Below are 17,300 nucleotides of genomic sequence, written 5' to 3' on the forward strand. Positions count from 1 at the left end.
GAGTGGGCTTTAGTGCTTCTAAATTTTTCTCCCAAAAGTTCATCATGACTAAATACAGCTGTCAATCGCATTGCTAGGATGCGCGACGTTTTCACCTCGACTGAACGCCGCCGGCGCATTCCGGCGGCGAGGCGATGCATGGGAGAGCGACATGGATGGTCGCGGCGACACGAGCGGTCCGAAGGACGCTCCAGCGATGGACGGCGATGAGGCCAGCGACCAGCGCCTCGGCGAAACCGTGCGGCTGCTGCGTCAGCGCGCCGGCCTCTCGATCCAGGACGTTGCCAACAAGACCGGTCTGTCCAACGGCATGATCAGCCAGCTCGAACGCGCGCGCGCCATGCCGTCCATCCGCACGCTGCGGCTGCTCAGCATCGCGCTCGACGTTCCGATCTCGTATTTCTTCGAGACGCCCGATGCCGCCGACGTGCAGCGCTACATCGTGCGCAAGAGCAGCCGGCGCCTGCTGCGGCTCACTGCGAGCGGCGTCGTCAAGGAGGCGCTGACACCGTCAGACAAGGGCCAGCTCGAGCTGTACGAACTCACGCTCAATCCCGGCGCGTCCTCCGGCACCGACTTCCTGCAGCACACCGGTGAGAAGGCCGGCTATATCATCTCCGGCAGCCTGCGGCTGTGGCTCGACAACCAGGCGCATTTGCTGGAGGCCGGCGACAGTTTCCGCTTTCCGAGCACCGTGCCGCACATGTTCGACAACCCAACGCAGCAGGCGGCGCGTGTGATCTGGGTCACGACACTGCACCAGACCGATTCGCCGGCAGGTTGAAGCGCGGCAAAACTTCAAGACGAGTTCAGTAGGCAGATGGATCGACAGACCAGGGCAACGCTGTGGATCGCCTTTATCGTCATCGTCTCCTATTTCGTGTGGTTCTATGTCGACTGCGCCATGGACGATGCGTGCCGGATCATCTGCGCCGGTGACGGCCGCCGCGGCTGCCATACGCAATGGACCACGGGGCCGAGGCAGCCTGATGATAGCCGCCTCGGCCCCGGAAGATGAGGCATGTCGCGGTGCCGTGAGCGAGCGGCCGACCTCCGAGCGTGCGGCAAGCCGCTGGTCGGCTCGGGATGCGTTTCGCGATAGACAAGCACCCGCCCACAGCCGATGCTGCCGCCCATCGGGATCCATTTGGAGGCGAGCCATGACCGCACTTGAAAAAGGCATTACTGCAAACGGCACTGGCTATGGCGGCAAGAGCTGGAACATCCTGGGCCAGGTCTATTTCCCCAAGGCCGTCACCGAGTCCACCTTCGCATTCGAGACCAACAGCGAGCCGGGTCAATTCGTGCCGGTGCACATCCATCCGACCCAGGACGAATTCATCCTGGTGCAGGAAGGCACGCTTGACCTCAAGCTGGACGGCCAGTGGGTCAAGGCCCATGCCGGCGACCTCGTGCGCCTGCCGCGCGGTATCCCGCACGGCTATTTCAACAAGTCCGACAAGCCGGCCCGCGCGCTGTTCTGGGTCTCGCCGATGCAGAAGCTCGAGGCGCTGTTCAACCAGCTTCACAATCTGACCGACCCCGCCGAGGTCGTCCGCATCTCGGCCCTGCACGAGGTCGACTTCCTGCCGCCGGAAGCCAACGACTAGGCTATGATGCCCTGACGGACGAATCGTTGGGGAAACCGGCCATGCGTGCAGGAGGTCGCGCCATCGCGGCGCTCGCGCTGCTCTTCGCGACATTTGCCGCGAGCCAGGCGCAAGCGCTGACGCCAACGCAATCGGAGGCGCAAGCCGCCTACGATCGCGCGCTGGCCGATTTCAAATCGGTCCTTGCCGAGCGGCGCCGCCAGATCGAGACGAAGCAAGTGCTGCCGAACCTGCCGGGCCAGGCACTTTATCTCGCGCGCGTCGCGGTGATCAGCACGTACAAGGATCTCACCGACGCCATGCCGTCGCGGATCGGAAGGCCGAACAAGTTCGAGATTCCCCCGGCCTATTTCGATGCCGAGATCGAACCGCTGGTCGACGAATATGCCGATCTGTTCGAGATCATGGAGGCGCCGCCCGCAAACGCACAAAACTCGGCGACGCCGTTCAGGGACGTGGTCGATCTCGCCACAGCGATCGCGCGCGCCAAGGGGCTTGCGCCGGCCCACGCTGAAGCTGCAGGCCGCATCAGTCTGGGCCTGTTCTTTGCCGAGACCAACGGCAAGCAGAACGTCCGCAACGGGCGCTCGAACACCTATATGGGCAGCCTCCAGACCGGCCCGTCCGAGGACCGCAACGGCCAGCGCAAATGGGAAGCCATCAAGGGCGCGATCGCGGCCGCCGATCCCGCGTTGAACGCGCGCGACGACAAGGAAGAGGCGCGGTCCCGCGGCACCGATCGCCGTTTCAATCACTGGACCAATGTGCGCGACGGCCTCATGAACGCGCATGCGGAGCTGTTTGCCGAGATCCCCGCGATCGTCAAGACGTTACCCGATCCGATCGAGCAGATGAAGCTGTTCGAGCTGATCCAGATCATCCCGACGCCGACGCGCTCCGCACTGAAGTCGGGCGACTTCTTGAACTACAGGGTGTCAGATCCCACCATCATGAAGCACCTGCGCAACAACAGCATCTTCGCCTTCGGCAAGGCAGACCGCGCGCGAAGCTCGGCCAGCTTCCGCGAGATTCTCGGCGCGATGTGGCTGTTCAAGCGGAAGTTCGAGAAGGCGATGGCGAAATACGCGGAGATCAAGCCACGATAGGGCCGTACCCTGCGGGAGACGAGCTAGTTTTCCGCCTTGTAGCCGTCGGTCAGCGTCTTCAGGAACGCGATAATGTCGGCCTCGTCCTGCTCGGTCATTGCCGCCTTCTCGCCGGCATGACGATTGAACGGCGGATCGGTGACGTCGACATTGGCGTGATATTTTCGCGGCAGGTCGTCGTGCTTCTGCACCGTGCCGTCGGCGGCGCGCGGAAAAAATTTTCCCGGGTTGGTGTCACGGAAATTATAGAAATCGAGTACCTGCTCGAGAGTGCTGAAGACGCCATTATGGAAGAAGGCGTGGCGCGTTGCGGCGTTGCGCAATGTCGGGGTCAGGAACATGCCGCAATATTGCGTCTGCTCGGAGATGTCGGTGCGATGCGGCCCGCAGACGCCGAGATCGAAATAGTTCGGATCGCGATTATTCGCGAGCGCTGCGTTGCGCGGCGCGCCGAGCGCCTCGTATTGATGGTCGGTGAACAACGGTGGCAGGCCATCGCGGGTCGGCGCCGAGGGATGGCAGCCGGCGCAGTTGGCCCTGTCGGGATCGTTGAACAATTGCAGGCCGCGCAGTTCGCTCTCGCTGAGCTGCGCCTTGCCCTCGAGCCAGTGATCGTACTTGCTGCTGTAGGAATGGAAGCTCGGCTCTTCGACCTGATAGCGCGCCGCCGCAAACATCGCCTCCGCGATCAGGAGCCGCTGATTGTCGAGCACGCGGGCGCCGAACAGCTCGACGAAACGCTGGGCGTAAGACGCATGGCGCAGCTTGTCCGCGACGATCTCGAGGCTGCCGCCGTCCATCTCGTTGGGATCGAGCAGCGGGAACAGCGCCTGGTCCTGCAGCGTGTCGGCGCGGCCGTCCCAGAACAGCCCGCCTTGCGGCACGATGTTCGCCGCCGACGCGGCATTCCCGCCAGCGGTTTTCGTGGTGCGTGCGGACTGCCGGCCGAGCGCGGCCATCTGCGCGAGGTCCATGACGTGGTCGTCGTCGCCCTTGTCCGGGCCGATGCTGAAATTCGGCTGGCGCTCCAGATAGGTCAGCGACGGAACGGCACGCGCACCCTGCCGCGACAAATCGGCGCCGCCAAGCATGACCGGGGCGTCATTGGGCGGGCCGTAAGCGTGATCCGGACTGTGACAGGATGCGCATGACAGCGCACCGGACGAAGACAACGATGCGTCGAAGAAGATCGCCTTGCCGAGCTGCGCCATCGCCGAGAGCGGTTCGGAGGGCGGGCGGTAGAGATGAACCGGGTTCGGATTGAGGCCCGACGGAATCGCTTCGGCCGGTGCTTGCGTCACGGCCGCAAAAACAGCGCCGGCCAGCGAGAGCAGGCCGGCGCCGAGGAGCCACAAAGTGCGGCTGTGCATATGACGTCCTGTCGGACTAGTGGTGATGGTGCTCGTCCGGCGGGCTGACCATGACCGTGCCGGCGGTCGGATCGAGGAACAGCGCGTCGGTGCGGAAGTCGTGGCGGTGGTCCTGATCGAAGTCGAACAGGTCCATGATCGAGCCGGTCGTGGCATCGAACGAGCCACCGCCCAGACGTTTGCCGTGCAGCCAATTGTCCTCGATGAACCGCACCACCGACGCCTGCGAGATATAGCTGTGGCTGACGAAGTTCGCCCTCGCGTAGGGCGAGACCACGATGAAGGGCACGCGGGTGCCGGGCCCGCAGCGGCCGTTCACCGGTTTGCCGTTGAGGCCGTTCGGCGCCGGTTGCTTCTGCGGACCGAGGCCGCACAAGCCCGGACCGTTGACCTGATCGGCGGCCGGATCATAGGACGCGCTCTTCGGCGCGACGTACTGGTGGTCGTACCAGCCGTCGGAGTCGTCATAGGTGATGATCACCGCGGTTTCGCGCCACTCCGGCTGCTTCTGGAGGAAGTTGATCAGCTCGACACTCCCGATCTGCTCATCGAGCGGATCAGAATAGCCGGCATGACCGTCCTGGTAAGCCGGCAACTTGATGTAGGAAACCGCCGGAAAATTGCCGGCCTTCACCGCAGCGTAGAAGTCTTCGAGATCATAGCCGTGATTGGCTGGGTCGATCTTGCCATTGAGGTCGTGGGTATGGCCGATCGCGTGCACCGAGCTCGGCCGCGCATGGGTCGGGTTGGCCGTCGACTTGTAGTACTGGAACCAGGCGTGGTGCGGAATGTAGTCCGCAGTGGCGGCGCCCACGACGGTCGAGAAGGTGCTGCGTGCGCACCCGGTCGTGCCGTTGGCATTCTTGAGCGTGAGATCAAAGCCGCCCATGAAGCTGCCCCAGCTGATGTGCTCGTCGTTGAGAAGATCACCGATATTCTTGCCGTCCATCAGGACCGTGCTGGTCGTGCTCGAGCAGGGGTCAATGCCCGGATCAGTGTCGCCGATCAGCGTCAGTCCGCCCTGGCCGTCGGGAACGGTCTGTGTCGACGTGCCGACGATATTCACGGAGCCGTTGGTCTGGCCCGAGATCACCTCGAGCGCGCCCGGCGTCGACGGACCAAAGGTATCGGTCCAAGCATTGTCGCTCATGGCAAAGTGCTGGGCGTAGTTCCAGAACGCTGTGACGGTGTTGCCGTCGAAATAGCCCATCACCTGCCCGTTGGTGCCGAACGCGCCGGCGCCGCCGGCGGTGCCGCGGCCGGTGAATTTCGGGAACAGGTCGTCCTTGCCGTTGTCGACCGCCTGCTGCTCGGGCGTGTAAGCGTGGTTCTGCGAACGCGTGTTGGCCTGGGTACGATCGAGCCGGAACGGATCGGTCGCGCCGGTGCCGTTGGCGGGATTGTTGTTCGGATTGTTCACCAGCAAATTGGCGTTGGCGAGATTGTTGACCTTCGGCGTATGCGGCTTCGGCACGAAGGGAATCGCGCCGGACGGATTGGCCGCGTTGGGATAGGTCGCGAAGTAATGATCGAACGAGCGGTTCTCGTTGAAGATGACCACGAGATGCTTGATCGGCGTCTCGGTGTGGATCTCGTGCGGATGGCGACCATGATCGCGATCGTGATCCCGATCCCGGCCGAAATCGTCTGCGAGAACCGGCATGGCGCACGTAACTGCCGTCGCGGCCGCGAAAATCGCAGCCGTCGTCAAAAATCTGGATTTCATCTTTGTTTGCCCCGAAGAAGTGACGCGGCAAACCCTAGCGATCGCATTTGACAGAGCTGTGTCAGTTTGACGCGAGAGACACTTCGCGCAGCTGTTCGGACAGAATTTCATACCCCGCTTTGCCAGGGATCCGCCGTTCCTGATCTCAAGCCGGCCTATGCCGGCAGGACTCAGAGCCTCTTGCTGAAGTGGTAGCGACGAATGCCACCGCCTACGGTCTTGTTGCTGGCCGCGTCGGCAATCTCTTCGCGTACGCTCTCGTATCCTGCGCTTCGATACAGGGCCAGTGCATCTTTCTGAAGTTCCGACGTGCTCAGCTCAAGTCGCCATCGATTGCGTCGGCGGCACTCATTCTCCGCGAACGCCAGCATCTTTCGCGCAATTCCCCGGCGCCGCGCGTCGGGCGCCACATACATGCGCCGCAACTCCATCGCATGCTCGCCTGCGGCCTCCAGACCGAACATGCCGACGATCTCGTCGCCATCGAGAGCGACCCAGAAGCCGCCGTTCCGGCTGGAGTAATAGTCGGCGAGCCGATCGATCTCCTCGACGAGGGAGCGAGCGATGTAGCTTTCAAACGCCTCCACCAAGTGGGCTGGCGCCAACAGCCGGTTTACCCGGATGAACAGCTCGTGGACGGGGGCTGCATCGGGCGGCGCGAAGGCGCGAATGTCTATCTCATGTGTCATGCAGCCAGGACCCGCCCCAGTCGCGCGGCGTTTGAAACAATTCTGGTCGACCACGTTCGTGATGAAAAGCGAAAACTGCCAAAGGCCACGCCGCTGTTTGCGGTGCAAGGCCTGCGACTGCCATGGCTATGGTGGTTCCACGACCGGTCATTTGTTGCTAACCTGTCGCACCGACAGACAGCCATCGGGGGCCACCGAATGACGCGCTCGAATCTCACTTCTCCTGTTCGACGCGAGAGGCAGTGGCGGCAGATCGGCCGGCTAGCTGCTGTCGCGGCGATAGTCGCGCTCGCGGGCTGCGAGGACAAGAACAGCTTCGTGGCGCCGCCGCCGCCTAAGGTGGACGTCGCCATACCCGTGCAGCGCCCGGTCACGCGCTACGTCGAGGCCACCGGCAATACCGCGCCGATCAAGAGCGTCGATCTGGTGGCACGGGTGCAGGGCTTTCTGCAATCGATCGACTATCAGGACGGCACCTTCGTCAAGCAGGGCACCCAGCTGTTCACGATCGAGCCGGAGACCTACAAGCTCAAGCTCGATCAGGCGCAGGCGGCCGAAGCCGGCGCACAGGCCTCGCTGCGGCAGGCGGAAGCCGACTTCAAGCGACAGAGCGAACTGGTGCAGCGGCAGGCCGTATCGCAGGCCACCCTCGACACCTCGACGTCGACCCGCGACAACGCCCAGGCCAATCTCCAGCAGGCCCAGGCCAATACCAGGCTCGCCGAGGTGAACTACGGCTATACCAAGGTGGTCGCGCCGTTCGACGGCATCGTCAGTGCGCACATGGTCTCGATCGGCGAGCTTGTCGGCGTCGCCTCGCCAACCCAGCTCGCGACCATCGTGGCGATGGAGCCGATCTATGTGAACTTCACCGTCAACGAGCAGGACGTGCTGCGGATTCGTGCCGAGGCGCAGCGCCGCGGGCTGACCCCCGCCGATCTCAAGCAGTTTCCGATCGAGGTCGGCCTCCAGACCGAGACCGGCTATCCCCATGAAGGCCACCTCGATTATGTCGCGCCGACCCTCAACCAGTCGACCGGAACGCTCGCGGTGCGCGGCCTCGTCCCCAACGACAATCGGGTGCTGCTGCCCGGCTATTTCGCCCGCGTCCGCGTGCCCTTCGACCGGGACAAGAACGCTCTGCTCGTTCCCGACACCGCGCTCGGCAGCGACCAGGGCGGCCGCTATCTCCTGGTGGTCAACAAGGACGACCTGGTCGAGCAGCGCAAGGTGCAGATCGGCGCCGTGGACAACGGCCTGCGCGTGATCGAAAGCGGCCTGAAGCCGGACGACCGCATCGTCATCGCGGGGCTGCTCAGGGTGATTCCAGGCCAGAAGATCGATCCGCAGCTGACCAAGATCGAACAACCGCAAGCGTCTGCCAAGTGAACTGCGAAGTGATCAGTCAAGTGAGGGGTCGCCGGCCATGATCTCAAAATTCTTCATCGAGCGGCCGGTCCTCTCGAACGTCATCGCGCTCCTCATGATCCTGATCGGTGGCGTGGCGCTGTTCAATCTCGCGATCTCGCAATACCCGGACGTGGTGCCGCCGACAGTGCAGGTCACCACGCGCTATCCCGGCGCCAGCGCCAAGACCGTGATCGACACCGTTGCGCTCCCGATCGAGCAACAGGTCAACGGCGTCGAGGACATGCTCTATATGCAGTCCTACAGCGCGTCCGACGGCACCTATACCCTGACCGTAACCTTCAAGATCGGCACCGACCTCAACTTCGCGCAAGTGCTGGTGCAGAACCGCGTCTCCAGCGCGCTCTCCCAATTGCCTACGTCCGTGCAGAACCAGGGCGTCACCGTCCAGAAGAAGTCGACCTCGATCCTGCTGTTCGTGACGCTGACCTCGCCCGACTCGACGTTCGACAGCTTGTATCTGAGCAACTACGCGACCATCAATTTGCGCGACGAGCTGTCCCGCCTGCCCGGCGTCGGCAACGTCACGGTGTTCGGCGCCGGCCAGTATTCGATGCGGATCTGGCTCGATCCGAACAAGCTCCAGGCCCGCGGTTTGGTGCCGCAGGACGTCATCCAGGCGATCCAGCAGCAGAGCCAGCAGGTGTCGGCGGGCCAGGTCGGCGCGCCGCCGACACCGCCGGGTCAGGCGTTCCAGTACACGCTCAACGTCAATGGCCGGCTCGACGATACCAGCCAGTTCGAGAACATCATCGTCAAGTCTGGCACCAGCGGCGATGTCACGCGGGTGCGCGATGTCGGCTGGGTCGAGCTCGGCGCGCAGACCTATAGCCAGATCTTCTCGCTGAACAAGCAGCCCGCGGTCGGCATCGGCGTGTTCCAGTCACCCGGTGCCAACGCGCTCCAGGTCGAGCAGGCCGTCGAGAAGAAAATGGCGGAGCTCGCCAAGGCCTTCCCCCAAGGCATGAAGTACGACACCCCGTTCGACACCACGAAATTCGTGCAGGCCTCGGTGCATGAGGTCTACACGACGCTGATCGAAGCCGGCCTGCTCGTGCTGGTGGTGATCCTGGTGTTCCTGCAAGACTGGCGCGCGATGCTGGTGCCGGCGACGACCGTCCCGGTGACCATCATCGGCGCGTTCGCCGCGATGGCGGCGCTCGGCTTCACCATCAACATGTCGACGTTGTTTGCGATCGTGCTGGCGATCGGCATCGTGGTTGACGATGCCATCGTCGTGGTCGAAGGCGCCGCCCACAATATCGAGCAGGGCATGAACGGCCACGACGCCGCGATCAAGGCGATGGACCAGCTGTTCGCGCCGATCGTCGGCATCACCCTGGTGCTGATCTCGGTGTTCCTGCCGGCCTCGTTCCTGGCCGGCCTCACCGGGCGGATCTACTCGCAATTCGCGCTGGTGATCGCCGCAACCGCGCTGCTGTCCGCCATCAACGCGGCGACCCTGAAGCCGACGCAATGCGCGCTCTGGCTGCGGCCGACGGTACCGCCGGAGCAGCGCAACTTCTTTTACCGGGGCTTCAACGCGATCTACAACCGGGTCGAGCGGGGCTACATCCGGCTGATCGGGGTCCTGGTCAGGCACGCCACGGTGTCGGTCGCGGTTGCGCTTGTCCTGATCGCGATCGGCGGCTACGGCCTGTCGCGGGTGCCGACCGGCTTCCTTCCGATCGAGGACCAGGGCTATCTGATCGCCGCGGTGCAGCTGCCCGACGGCGCCTCGCTGGAGCGAACGCAAAAGGTGCTCGACCGGGCCAGCGAACTCATCAAGGACACGGCGGGCGTCCAGCAGGTCATCACCATCGCCGGTATCTCCGCGCTCGACAGCAGCGCGAGCCTTGCCAATGCCGGCGTCGCCTACATCATCCTGAAGGACTGGGGCGCGCGCAAAGGCCCCGGCGAGGACCTGCGCTCACTGGTGTTCGGGCTGAACGACAAGCTCGCGACCATCATGGAGGCGCGCACGCTGGTGCTGCCGCCGCCGCCGATCCAGGGTATCGGCAACGCCGCCGGCTTCTCGATGCAGGTCGAGCTGCGCGACGGCAACAGCGATTTCGCAAAGCTCCAGGCGATCACCGGTGCGATGGTCTCCAACGCGCAGAGCCAGAGCGCGCTGCAGCGCGTGTCGTCCTCGTTCCGCTCTTCGGTGCCGCAGTTCAACGTCGAGATCGACCGCATCAAGACCCAGACCCTGCACGTGACGACGGACCAGGTGTTCTCGGCGCTGTCGACCTATCTCGGCTCGTCCTACGTCAACCAGTTCAACAAGTTCGGCCGCGTATTCCAGGTCTATACCCAGGCTGATCCGGCGTTCCGCGTCACCGAGCGCGACATCGCCAACATGATGGTGCGCAACCAGAACGGCGACATGATCCCGATCGGCACCGTCGCTACGATCACGCCGGTCACCGGCCCGTCGCTGATCAGCCTCTACAATCTCTATCCGTCGTCGACCATCGTCGGCCTGCCGGCGCAAGGCTATTCGTCGGGGCAGTCGCTGCAGCTGATGGAGGAGATCGCGGACAAGACGCTACCGCCGGGCACGGGCTTCGAATGGACCGCGATGTCGTATCAGGAGAAGGCGGTCTCGAGCCAGATCTACTGGGTGTTCGGGCTCGCGATGCTGCTGGTCTATTTCGTGCTCGCCGGCCAGTACGAGAGCTGGTATGCGCCGATCTCGGTGATCCTCGCGGTGCCGCTGTCGCTGATCGGGCCGATGCTGATCCTCAACGGCTTGAAGATCGACAACAATTTGTATTGCCAGATCGGCCTGATCCTGCTGATCGCGCTGTCGGCCAAGAACGCGATCCTGATCGTCGAGGTCGGGCTCGAGCTGCACGGCCGCGACGGCAAGCCGGTCGCGGAATCCGCGATCGAGGCGGCGCGCGCCCGCTTCCGTCCGATCCTGATGACGTCGTTCGCCTTCATCCTCGGCGTGGTGCCGCTGGTGATCGCGACCGGCGCCGGCGCCAGCGCTCGCAAGTCGATCGGCATCACGGTGTTTTCCGGCATGCTGGCCTCGACCTGCCTTGCGGTGCTGTTCGTGCCGGCCTTCTTCGTGGTGGTGCAGCGGTTTGAGAACTGGCGCGCGTCGCGGAAGACACCGGAGGCGCAGCCGATCGCCGAGGTGAAGACCTAAAAGCGCGAAAACAACCCCATGCACAGTAGAGATGGGATTGACAAGGCTGAGCTTTTGATTCAGCCGCGCTGAGGCGTTTGACTCGTCGGGCAAAACACCGGCAGAATGACATCATCGGCAGAGAGTGGGTGAAGCGACATCCCCCTGCGATCACCGGCTTCTTCGTCATTGCGAGCGCAGCGAAGCAATCCAGAGTCCCTCCGCGGAAAGATTCTGGATTGCTTCGCTACGCTCGCAACGACGATCTGGAAGCAGCCCCGCGCCTTCGCAGCGCTCGCCATGACGATGCGGAGGCAGCCACGCGCCTCATGGCATCACGCCGCGTGCGGCGTCCTGACCTCGCGCGGAAGGATGATGGCGGCTGCGATCGCCAGCAGGCACAGGCCGGCGAAGGCGTGCAGCATGGTGACGAAGCCGCCCTGCTCGTACAGCCAGGCGACCAGGCCGACGGACGCGCCGGCGGCGGTGAAGCCGACGAAATAGCGCACCGCGTAGGCGCGCGAGCGCCATTCTTCGCTGGTGTATTTACCGACCATGGCGTCATTGACCGTGACCTGCCCGAATGCGCCCATCACGATGCCGATCGACACCAAGATCAGCGGCAAATTGGACAGGCTCGCAGCGAGATAGAGGAACGGCGCCAGCATGAAGGACAACGGCAGCGCCACCGTCTTCAGCGAATAGCGGTCGAGCAGCCGGCCGATCGTGTACTGCGTCATCGCGCCGAACACGTAGACGCAGGCCGCGATGACGCCGAGCAATGCCGGGCTTTTGGTGAGATCGGCGAGCCGCTCCGCGAACAGCTTTGGCAGCGCGACGGTGACGGCATTGAACGTGGTGGAGATCGCGATCACGACGATCAGCAACGACAGGATCACGCGCCACATATCCTGCTTGGCCACTCGCGCTTGCGCCGCCGCCTGCTTCGAGCCCTTGCGGTCCTCGTGCACGACACTAACCGCAAAGGCGATGCCGATCAGGATGGTGACGATGCCGGGCACGATGAAGGCAAAGCGCCAGCCGAAATATTGCCCGATGACGCCGGTGACCAGCGCGGACGAGGCGACGCCGAGATTGCCCCAGACGCCGTTCAGCCCCATCTCGCGGCCAAGCTTCTCGGCATAGGACACGATCATGGCGGTGCCGACGGGATGGTAGATCGAGGCGAAGATGCCGATCGCGAACAAAGCAATACCGAGCTGCGGCGGCGTCTGCACCAAGCCGACCGAGATCATCGCAAGTCCGATGCCGATGAAGAAGATCAGCATCATGTGGCGGCGGCTCCAGCGATCGCCAAGCCAGCCGGTCAAAAGCGAGCCCGCGCCGAAGGCGACGAAGCCCGGCGTCGCGTAAGGCAGCAGTTCCGAATAGGCCATGCCGAGCGCCGGGCCCATGATGATCACGGCGGCGGCAAAGATCAGCATCGCATAATGGTCGATGAAATGGCCTGCGTTGACGAAGCCGATCACCCGGCCGGGGCTGTTCATTGCGAATCCTCTCCTGCTCCGAAATGAGTTATATGTCGTGCCAATGACGGGATGCTGCCAATGACTGTCGTCGAAACGCCAATCCTCCGCGAGGTCCGGAGCAACCACCGCTCCCCGACGGGCGTGCATTTGGTCGCGCGCGACTATCCCAGGGGGCTGCGGCTCGATCCGCACATGCACCGCGAGGCGCAGCTGGTCTATGCTGCGAAGGGCACCATGCAGGTGACGACGCCGAAGGGGCGCTGGCTGGTACCGCCGGACCGCGCGGTCTGGGTGCCGGCCGGACTCCAGCACGCCATCGACGTGCTCGCCGACATCGAGATGCGCACGCTGTATTTCGACCTGCCCTGGCTGGAGCGCGAGCAGCGCTATGACGGCCTCGCCAAGGAGTTCGTGGTGCGGGTGTCGCCGTTGCTGCACCAGGCGATCCTCGCGCTGTTCGATTCACGTAGCACGGAAGCGCGCACCGAGCTGCTGGTGCGCCTGGTGATGCTGGAATTGCACCAGGCCGAGGATTCCGCGACCTTCGTGCCGCTGCCGCAGGAGTCGCGCTGCCGGCGCGCCGCGATGATCGTGCTCGACGATCCGACCGGGGCGCACGACATCGATGGCTTGGCGCGCGAGATCGGAACGTCGGCGCGCACGCTGTCGCGGCTGTTTTCGACCGAGACGCAATTGAGCTTCAAGAGCTGGTGCCAACGCGCAAGGGTTGCGGCCGCCATCCAACTGATATCGACGGATGCCAATGTCTCGGTGAAGCAGCTCGCTGCCCAGCTCGGCTATGCCAGCGTGCCGGCTTTCTCGGCCGCATTCCGCCAGGTGACCGGGCGGACGCCGAGGGAGTTTGCCGGGAAGGGGTGAGGCAGCCGCCCTTCGGTCCGTTGCCGCCTCACACTCGGTGTCGTCGCCCGGCTTGACCGGGCGATCCAGTACTCCGAGACAGTAGTGATTGAACGGAGACGCCGCGGCGTACTGGATGCCCCGGTCAAGCCGGGGCATGACGGCGCGTTGCTGCGCATGACAGCATTCTCGAAACGCGCGGCCTAACTCAACTTGCCAATTCCCCCAGCTTGAATGTGATCGGCTTCCGCCTAAATCCCGTGTAAGCTTCCGCATCGCACAAACCCGGATTCGAAAAGCCCAGATGGCCAACGCCTTCTTCTCCGATCTGCTTGCCACCATCTCCGAACGTGGCCGCACGCTGCTGCGCCGCGATTCCGCGGACACAAAACAGGACGCCGACGGGCTGATCGAGCTCTGCGGCGCGCTGCTGTCGGGCCGGGGCGAAGCCTCCGGCACGGCCATGGCACGCGAGGTGCTCGACCTCTACCAGGATCTCGATGCGGCCGGACGCCGCGCCTTCTTCGAAGCGCTGGTGCGCGATTTCGGCCCGGACCGGGAGCGTCTGGCCAAGGCGATCGAAACATGGCGCGCCCAGCCCGGCGACGAAGACGCGAGCGCGCTGCATTTCGCCTCGGAGCCGCGGCGGCAGGAACTGATCCGCCGCCTCAATCGCGCGCCCGGCGGCACCGGCGATCTCGTCAAGATGCGCGCCGATCTGCTCGGCATGATGAACGGGCACGCCGATCTCGCCGCGCTCGATCGCGACGTGTCGCATCTGCTCTCTTCGTGGTTCAACAGGGGGTTTCTCGTGCTGCGCAGGATCGACTGGTCGACCCCGGCCAACATCCTCGAAAAGATCATCCGCTACGAGGCCGTGCACGAGATCAGCGACTGGGACGATCTGCGCCGCCGCATCGATCCGGTCGACCGCCGCTGCTACGCCTTCTTTCATCCGGCGATGGTCGACGAACCCTTGATCTTCGTCGAGGTGGCACTGACCGAGACCATCCCCGGCGCGATCGCACCGCTGCTCGCGGTCGACCGCCAGCTGGTCCCGATCGAGCGCGCGCGCACCGCCGTGTTCTATTCGATCTCCAACACCCAGCGCGGCCTTGGCGGCATCTCCTTCGGCAGCTTCCTGATCAAGCAGGTGGTCGAGGAGCTGCGCCGCGAATTGCCAAGACTCGACAATTTCGTGACGCTGTCGCCGGTGCCCGGCTTCATGCCGTGGATCAAGCAGGACAAGGACCTGCCGCTGACGGACGAGGACCGTGAACTGCTGAAGCGCCTGGACGAGCCGAAATGGTTCGAAGATGCGGAGGCCGCCGCGCTGTTGCGCAGCGTCGTCGAACCGCTCGCCGCCTACTATTTCCTGAAGGCGCGCACGCCGAAGGGGCGCCTGATCGACTCGGTCGCGCGCTTCCATCTCGGCAACGGCGCACGGCTGGAGCGCATCAACTGGCTCGGCGATGTCTCGCCCAAGGGCCTCCGGGAGTCGGCGGGCATCATGGTCAACTACCTCTACCGCCTCGAAGACATCGAGAAGAACCACGAAGCCTATGCCAATGACGGCGAGGTCGTGGCCTCGAGCGCGGTGAAGAAGCTGCTGAAGGGCGACGGGCGACGACTGCTGGATATGCGGTTGTCGTAGGCGCCGAGATGTCGCTCCAGTGACGATGTCATCGTCCGCGAAGGCGGACGATCCAGTATTCCAGAGGCCGGCGTTAAAGAGCTCGCCGTAACCACATCCGCCGCAGCGTACTGGATGCCCCGGTCAAGCCGGGGCATGACAGCGGAGTGTTTGGCGGGGCCGTCGTCCCCCAAGCGCCCGGCTACTCCGCCAGCGCCTTCATTTCCCTGTACAGATCCGACTTGCCTTCGAAGCCGATGCCGGGGAGGTCGGGCATGGTGATGTGGCCGTTCTCGACACGGACGCCGTCGGGGAAGCCGCCGTAGGGCTGGAACAGGTCCGGATAGCTCTCGTTGCCGCCGAGGCCTAAGCCGGCCGCGATGTTGAGTGACATCTGGTGGCCGCCATGCGGGATGCAGCGGCTCGGGGACCAGCCGTGGGTTTTCAACACTTGCAGCGTGCGCTGGTATTCACAGAGGCCGTAGGACAGCGCGCAGTCGAATTGCAGCCAATCGCGATCCGGGCGCATGCCGCCGTAACGGATGAGGTTGCGGGCGTCCTGGTGGCTGAACAGGTTTTCGCCGGTGGCCATCGGTCCCGGATAGAACTCGGCGAGCGCGGCCTGCAGCGCGTAGTCGAGGGGATCGCCGACCTCCTCGTACCAGAACAGCGGATAGTCGCGCAGCATCTTGGCGTAGGCGATGCCGGTTTCGAGATCGAAGCGGCCGTTGGCATCGACGGCGAGCTGCGCGTCGTTGCCGATCTCCTTCAGCACCGCCTCGATGCGGGTGCGATCGTCCTCGATGTCAGCGCCGCCGATCTTCATCTTGACCACGTTGTAGCCGCGGTCGAGATAGCCGCGCATCTCGCCGCGTAGCGCCGAGAGGTCCTTGCCGGGATAATAATAGCCGCCGGCGGCGTAGACGAACACGCGCGGATTGGCGCTGCGGCCGTGACGTTCGGCCAGCAGGCGGAACAGCGGCTGGCCCGCAATCTTCGCCACCGCGTCCCACACCGCCATGTCGATGGTGCCGACCGCGACCGAGCGCTCGCCATGGCCGCCCGGCTTCTCATTGGTCATCATCGCGGCCCAGACCTTGTCGGGATCGAGATTGTCGCCGGCCGCATTCAACAGCGAGTTCGGGTCGGCTTCGAGGATGCGCGAGGCAAAGCGCTCGCGGATCAGGCCGCCCTGCCCGTAGCGGCCGTTGGAGTTGAAGCCGTAGCCGACCACGCGCTTGCCGTCGCGGACGACGTCAGTGACCACGGCGACAAGGCTCGTCGTCATCTTGCTGAAGTCGATATAGGCGTTGCGGATCGGCGAGGAGATCGGCTTGGTGATCTCGCGCACGTCGACGATACGGACGGACATGGGGTTTGCCTTTTTGCTTTCGTCATTGCGAGCGAAGCGAAGCAATCCAGAAATGCATCCGCGGAGACAGTCTGGATTGCTTCGTCGCAAGGGCTCCTCGCAATGACGAGGAGAGAGGGTGCGCCACGTCGCAATGACGGCGGTTGGACTTACTTCTTGTCCCTGAAATACGGCTCCACGGGACCATGCACCTTGATGGTCAGCGGATTGCCGTGACGATCCTTGGCGTTGCCGGCGGTGACGCGGACCCAGCCTTCACTGATGCAGTATTCCTCGACATTGGTCTTCTCGACGCCCTTGAAGCGGATGCCGACATCGCGCGCCAGAATGTCCGCGTTGTAATAGGGACTGTTCGGATCGACCGACAGGCGGTCGGGGAATTCGTCGCTCATGATTGTCTCGCTCATAACAGGGTCTCGATTTGCTGCCGCAATCCTTCGGGCCGTGCGGTCGGCGCATAGCGCGCGATGACCTTGCCGGCGCGGTCCACCAGGAATTTCGTGAAATTCCATTTGATGGAGGCCCCTAACAGGCCGGATTGCTGGCGTTTCAGATACTCATACAGCGGATGCGCCTTGGCGCCGTTGACGTCGATCTTCTCGAACAGCGGGAAGGTGACCTCGTAATTGGTCGAGCAGAACGTCTGGATCTCGCCCGCCTGCCCCGGCTCCTGCGCGCCGAACTGGTTGCAGGGAAAGCCGAGCACCGAAAAGCCGCGCGGCGACAGATCGCGATAGAGATCCTCCAGGCCACGATATTGCGGCGTGAAGCCGCATTTGCTCGCGGTGTTGACGATCAACAGCACCTGGCCTTCGAAGCGCCGCAGGGCGATCTCCTCGCCGGCGAGCGAATTGGCCTTGAAGTCGTAAATGGCAGACATCG

General features: G+C 63.9%; 15 protein-coding genes. 8 read left to right on the top strand and 7 right to left on the bottom strand.

What is annotated here, in order from left to right; all coding sequences use genetic code 11:
* The first annotated feature begins 151 nt into the window (after positions 1 to 151).
* From AC0L2O_RS06435 to AC0L2O_RS06450, 4 genes are all read left to right on the top strand, one after another.
* Positions 152 to 784, top strand: coding sequence for a helix-turn-helix domain-containing protein (locus tag AC0L2O_RS06435; protein WP_473369105.1), 633 nt, complete (start codon positions 152 to 154; stop codon positions 782 to 784).
* A 36-nt stretch (positions 785 to 820) separates the two neighbouring features.
* Positions 821 to 1,018, top strand: a complete 198-nt coding sequence (locus tag AC0L2O_RS06440) for a hypothetical protein (protein WP_473369106.1) — start codon at positions 821 to 823, stop codon at positions 1,016 to 1,018.
* A 142-nt stretch (positions 1,019 to 1,160) separates the two neighbouring features.
* Positions 1,161 to 1,610: a cupin domain-containing protein gene (locus tag AC0L2O_RS06445; RefSeq protein ID WP_369721637.1), complete on the top strand. Its 450-nt coding sequence runs from the start codon at positions 1,161 to 1,163 to the stop codon at positions 1,608 to 1,610.
* A gap of 41 nt (positions 1,611 to 1,651) precedes the next feature.
* Positions 1,652 to 2,716, top strand: a complete 1,065-nt coding sequence (locus AC0L2O_RS06450; RefSeq protein ID WP_369721636.1) for a hypothetical protein — start codon at positions 1,652 to 1,654, stop codon at positions 2,714 to 2,716.
* Positions 2,717 to 2,739: 23 nt separating this feature from the next.
* Here AC0L2O_RS06450 and AC0L2O_RS06455 read toward each other — a convergent pair whose 3' ends face one another.
* The 3 genes from AC0L2O_RS06455 to AC0L2O_RS06465 all read right to left on the bottom strand — a co-directional run bounded on the left by AC0L2O_RS06455 (position 2,740) and on the right by AC0L2O_RS06465 (position 6,501).
* Positions 2,740 to 4,086 (bottom strand): cytochrome-c peroxidase, encoded by a 1,347-nt coding sequence (locus tag AC0L2O_RS06455; RefSeq protein WP_473369107.1) that lies wholly within the window; start codon positions 4,084 to 4,086, stop codon positions 2,740 to 2,742.
* A gap of 16 nt (positions 4,087 to 4,102) precedes the next feature.
* A complete protein-coding gene (locus AC0L2O_RS06460) occupies positions 4,103 to 5,812 on the bottom strand; it encodes a phospholipase C (RefSeq protein ID WP_473369108.1) in 1,710 nt (569 codons plus the stop codon).
* A 170-nt stretch (positions 5,813 to 5,982) separates the two neighbouring features.
* Positions 5,983 to 6,501, bottom strand: a complete 519-nt coding sequence (locus AC0L2O_RS06465) for a GNAT family N-acetyltransferase (protein ID WP_473369109.1) — start codon at positions 6,499 to 6,501, stop codon at positions 5,983 to 5,985.
* A 198-nt stretch (positions 6,502 to 6,699) separates the two neighbouring features.
* On the opposite strand from AC0L2O_RS06465, the gene AC0L2O_RS06470 reads away from it, so the two are divergent.
* The gene (locus AC0L2O_RS06470; protein WP_473369110.1) at positions 6,700 to 7,890 is read left to right on the top strand and encodes an efflux RND transporter periplasmic adaptor subunit; all 1,191 of its coding nucleotides are present in this window, start codon (positions 6,700 to 6,702) and stop codon (positions 7,888 to 7,890) included.
* Between the two features lie 37 nt (positions 7,891 to 7,927).
* Complete coding sequence (locus AC0L2O_RS06475) at positions 7,928 to 11,086, top strand: efflux RND transporter permease subunit (RefSeq protein ID WP_473369111.1); 3,159 nt, start codon at positions 7,928 to 7,930, stop codon at positions 11,084 to 11,086.
* 314 nt (positions 11,087 to 11,400) lie between these two features.
* On the opposite strand, the gene AC0L2O_RS06480 is transcribed toward AC0L2O_RS06475, so the two are convergent.
* Positions 11,401 to 12,573: an MFS transporter gene (locus AC0L2O_RS06480; RefSeq protein ID WP_473369112.1), complete on the bottom strand. Its 1,173-nt coding sequence runs from the start codon at positions 12,571 to 12,573 to the stop codon at positions 11,401 to 11,403.
* A gap of 51 nt (positions 12,574 to 12,624) precedes the next feature.
* On the opposite strand from AC0L2O_RS06480, the gene AC0L2O_RS06485 reads away from it, so the two are divergent.
* Together AC0L2O_RS06485 and AC0L2O_RS06490 are read left to right on the top strand one after the other, a co-directional pair.
* On the top strand, positions 12,625 to 13,434 hold the full coding sequence (locus AC0L2O_RS06485; RefSeq protein ID WP_473369113.1) for an AraC family transcriptional regulator: 810 nt from the start codon (positions 12,625 to 12,627) through the stop codon (positions 13,432 to 13,434).
* Between the two features lie 283 nt (positions 13,435 to 13,717).
* Positions 13,718 to 15,067: a malonyl-CoA decarboxylase gene (locus AC0L2O_RS06490; RefSeq protein WP_369721627.1), complete on the top strand. Its 1,350-nt coding sequence runs from the start codon at positions 13,718 to 13,720 to the stop codon at positions 15,065 to 15,067.
* 181 nt (positions 15,068 to 15,248) lie between these two features.
* Here the strand turns inward: AC0L2O_RS06490 and tarD are convergent, their stop codons facing one another.
* From tarD to AC0L2O_RS06505, 3 genes are all read right to left on the bottom strand, one after another.
* Complete coding sequence (gene tarD / locus AC0L2O_RS06495; protein ID WP_409192233.1) at positions 15,249 to 16,418, bottom strand: D(-)-tartrate dehydratase; 1,170 nt, start codon at positions 16,416 to 16,418, stop codon at positions 15,249 to 15,251.
* Positions 16,419 to 16,567: 149 nt separating this feature from the next.
* Positions 16,568 to 16,825, bottom strand: coding sequence for a DUF3297 family protein (locus tag AC0L2O_RS06500; protein ID WP_018318553.1), 258 nt, complete (start codon positions 16,823 to 16,825; stop codon positions 16,568 to 16,570).
* Positions 16,822 to 17,298 (bottom strand): glutathione peroxidase, encoded by a 477-nt coding sequence (locus AC0L2O_RS06505; RefSeq protein ID WP_409192232.1) that lies wholly within the window; start codon positions 17,296 to 17,298, stop codon positions 16,822 to 16,824. The genes AC0L2O_RS06500 and AC0L2O_RS06505 overlap by 4 nt, the downstream gene beginning before the upstream one ends.
* Positions 17,299 to 17,300: the final 2 nt, after the last annotated feature.

Source organism: Bradyrhizobium sp. Kon10 (genome assembly GCF_055807395.1).

Bases quoted from the DNA above. Each gene is read 5' to 3' on its own strand.
- AC0L2O_RS06450 (WP_369721636.1), top strand. From the start codon at position 1,652: ATGCGTGCAGGAGGTCGCGCCATCGCGGCGCTCGCGCTGCTCTTCGCG.
- AC0L2O_RS06440 (WP_473369106.1), top strand. From the start codon at position 821: ATGGATCGACAGACCAGGGCAACGCTGTGGATCGCCTTTATCGTCATC.
- AC0L2O_RS06460 (WP_473369108.1), bottom strand. From the start codon at position 5,812: ATGAAATCCAGATTTTTGACGACGGCTGCGATTTTCGCGGCCGCGACG.
- AC0L2O_RS06485 (WP_473369113.1), top strand. From the start codon at position 12,625: ATGCTGCCAATGACTGTCGTCGAAACGCCAATCCTCCGCGAGGTCCGG.
- AC0L2O_RS06465 (WP_473369109.1), bottom strand. From the start codon at position 6,501: ATGACACATGAGATAGACATTCGCGCCTTCGCGCCGCCCGATGCAGCC.
- AC0L2O_RS06490 (WP_369721627.1), top strand. From the start codon at position 13,718: ATGGCCAACGCCTTCTTCTCCGATCTGCTTGCCACCATCTCCGAACGT.
- AC0L2O_RS06435 (WP_473369105.1), top strand. From the start codon at position 152: ATGGATGGTCGCGGCGACACGAGCGGTCCGAAGGACGCTCCAGCGATG.
- AC0L2O_RS06505 (WP_409192232.1), bottom strand. From the start codon at position 17,298: ATGTCTGCCATTTACGACTTCAAGGCCAATTCGCTCGCCGGCGAGGAG.
- AC0L2O_RS06445 (WP_369721637.1), top strand. From the start codon at position 1,161: ATGACCGCACTTGAAAAAGGCATTACTGCAAACGGCACTGGCTATGGC.
- AC0L2O_RS06475 (WP_473369111.1), top strand. From the start codon at position 7,928: ATGATCTCAAAATTCTTCATCGAGCGGCCGGTCCTCTCGAACGTCATC.
- AC0L2O_RS06480 (WP_473369112.1), bottom strand. From the start codon at position 12,573: ATGAACAGCCCCGGCCGGGTGATCGGCTTCGTCAACGCAGGCCATTTC.
- AC0L2O_RS06470 (WP_473369110.1), top strand. From the start codon at position 6,700: ATGACGCGCTCGAATCTCACTTCTCCTGTTCGACGCGAGAGGCAGTGG.
- AC0L2O_RS06455 (WP_473369107.1), bottom strand. From the start codon at position 4,086: ATGCACAGCCGCACTTTGTGGCTCCTCGGCGCCGGCCTGCTCTCGCTG.
- tarD (WP_409192233.1), bottom strand. From the start codon at position 16,418: ATGTCCGTCCGTATCGTCGACGTGCGCGAGATCACCAAGCCGATCTCC.
- AC0L2O_RS06500 (WP_018318553.1), bottom strand. From the start codon at position 16,825: ATGAGCGAGACAATCATGAGCGACGAATTCCCCGACCGCCTGTCGGTC.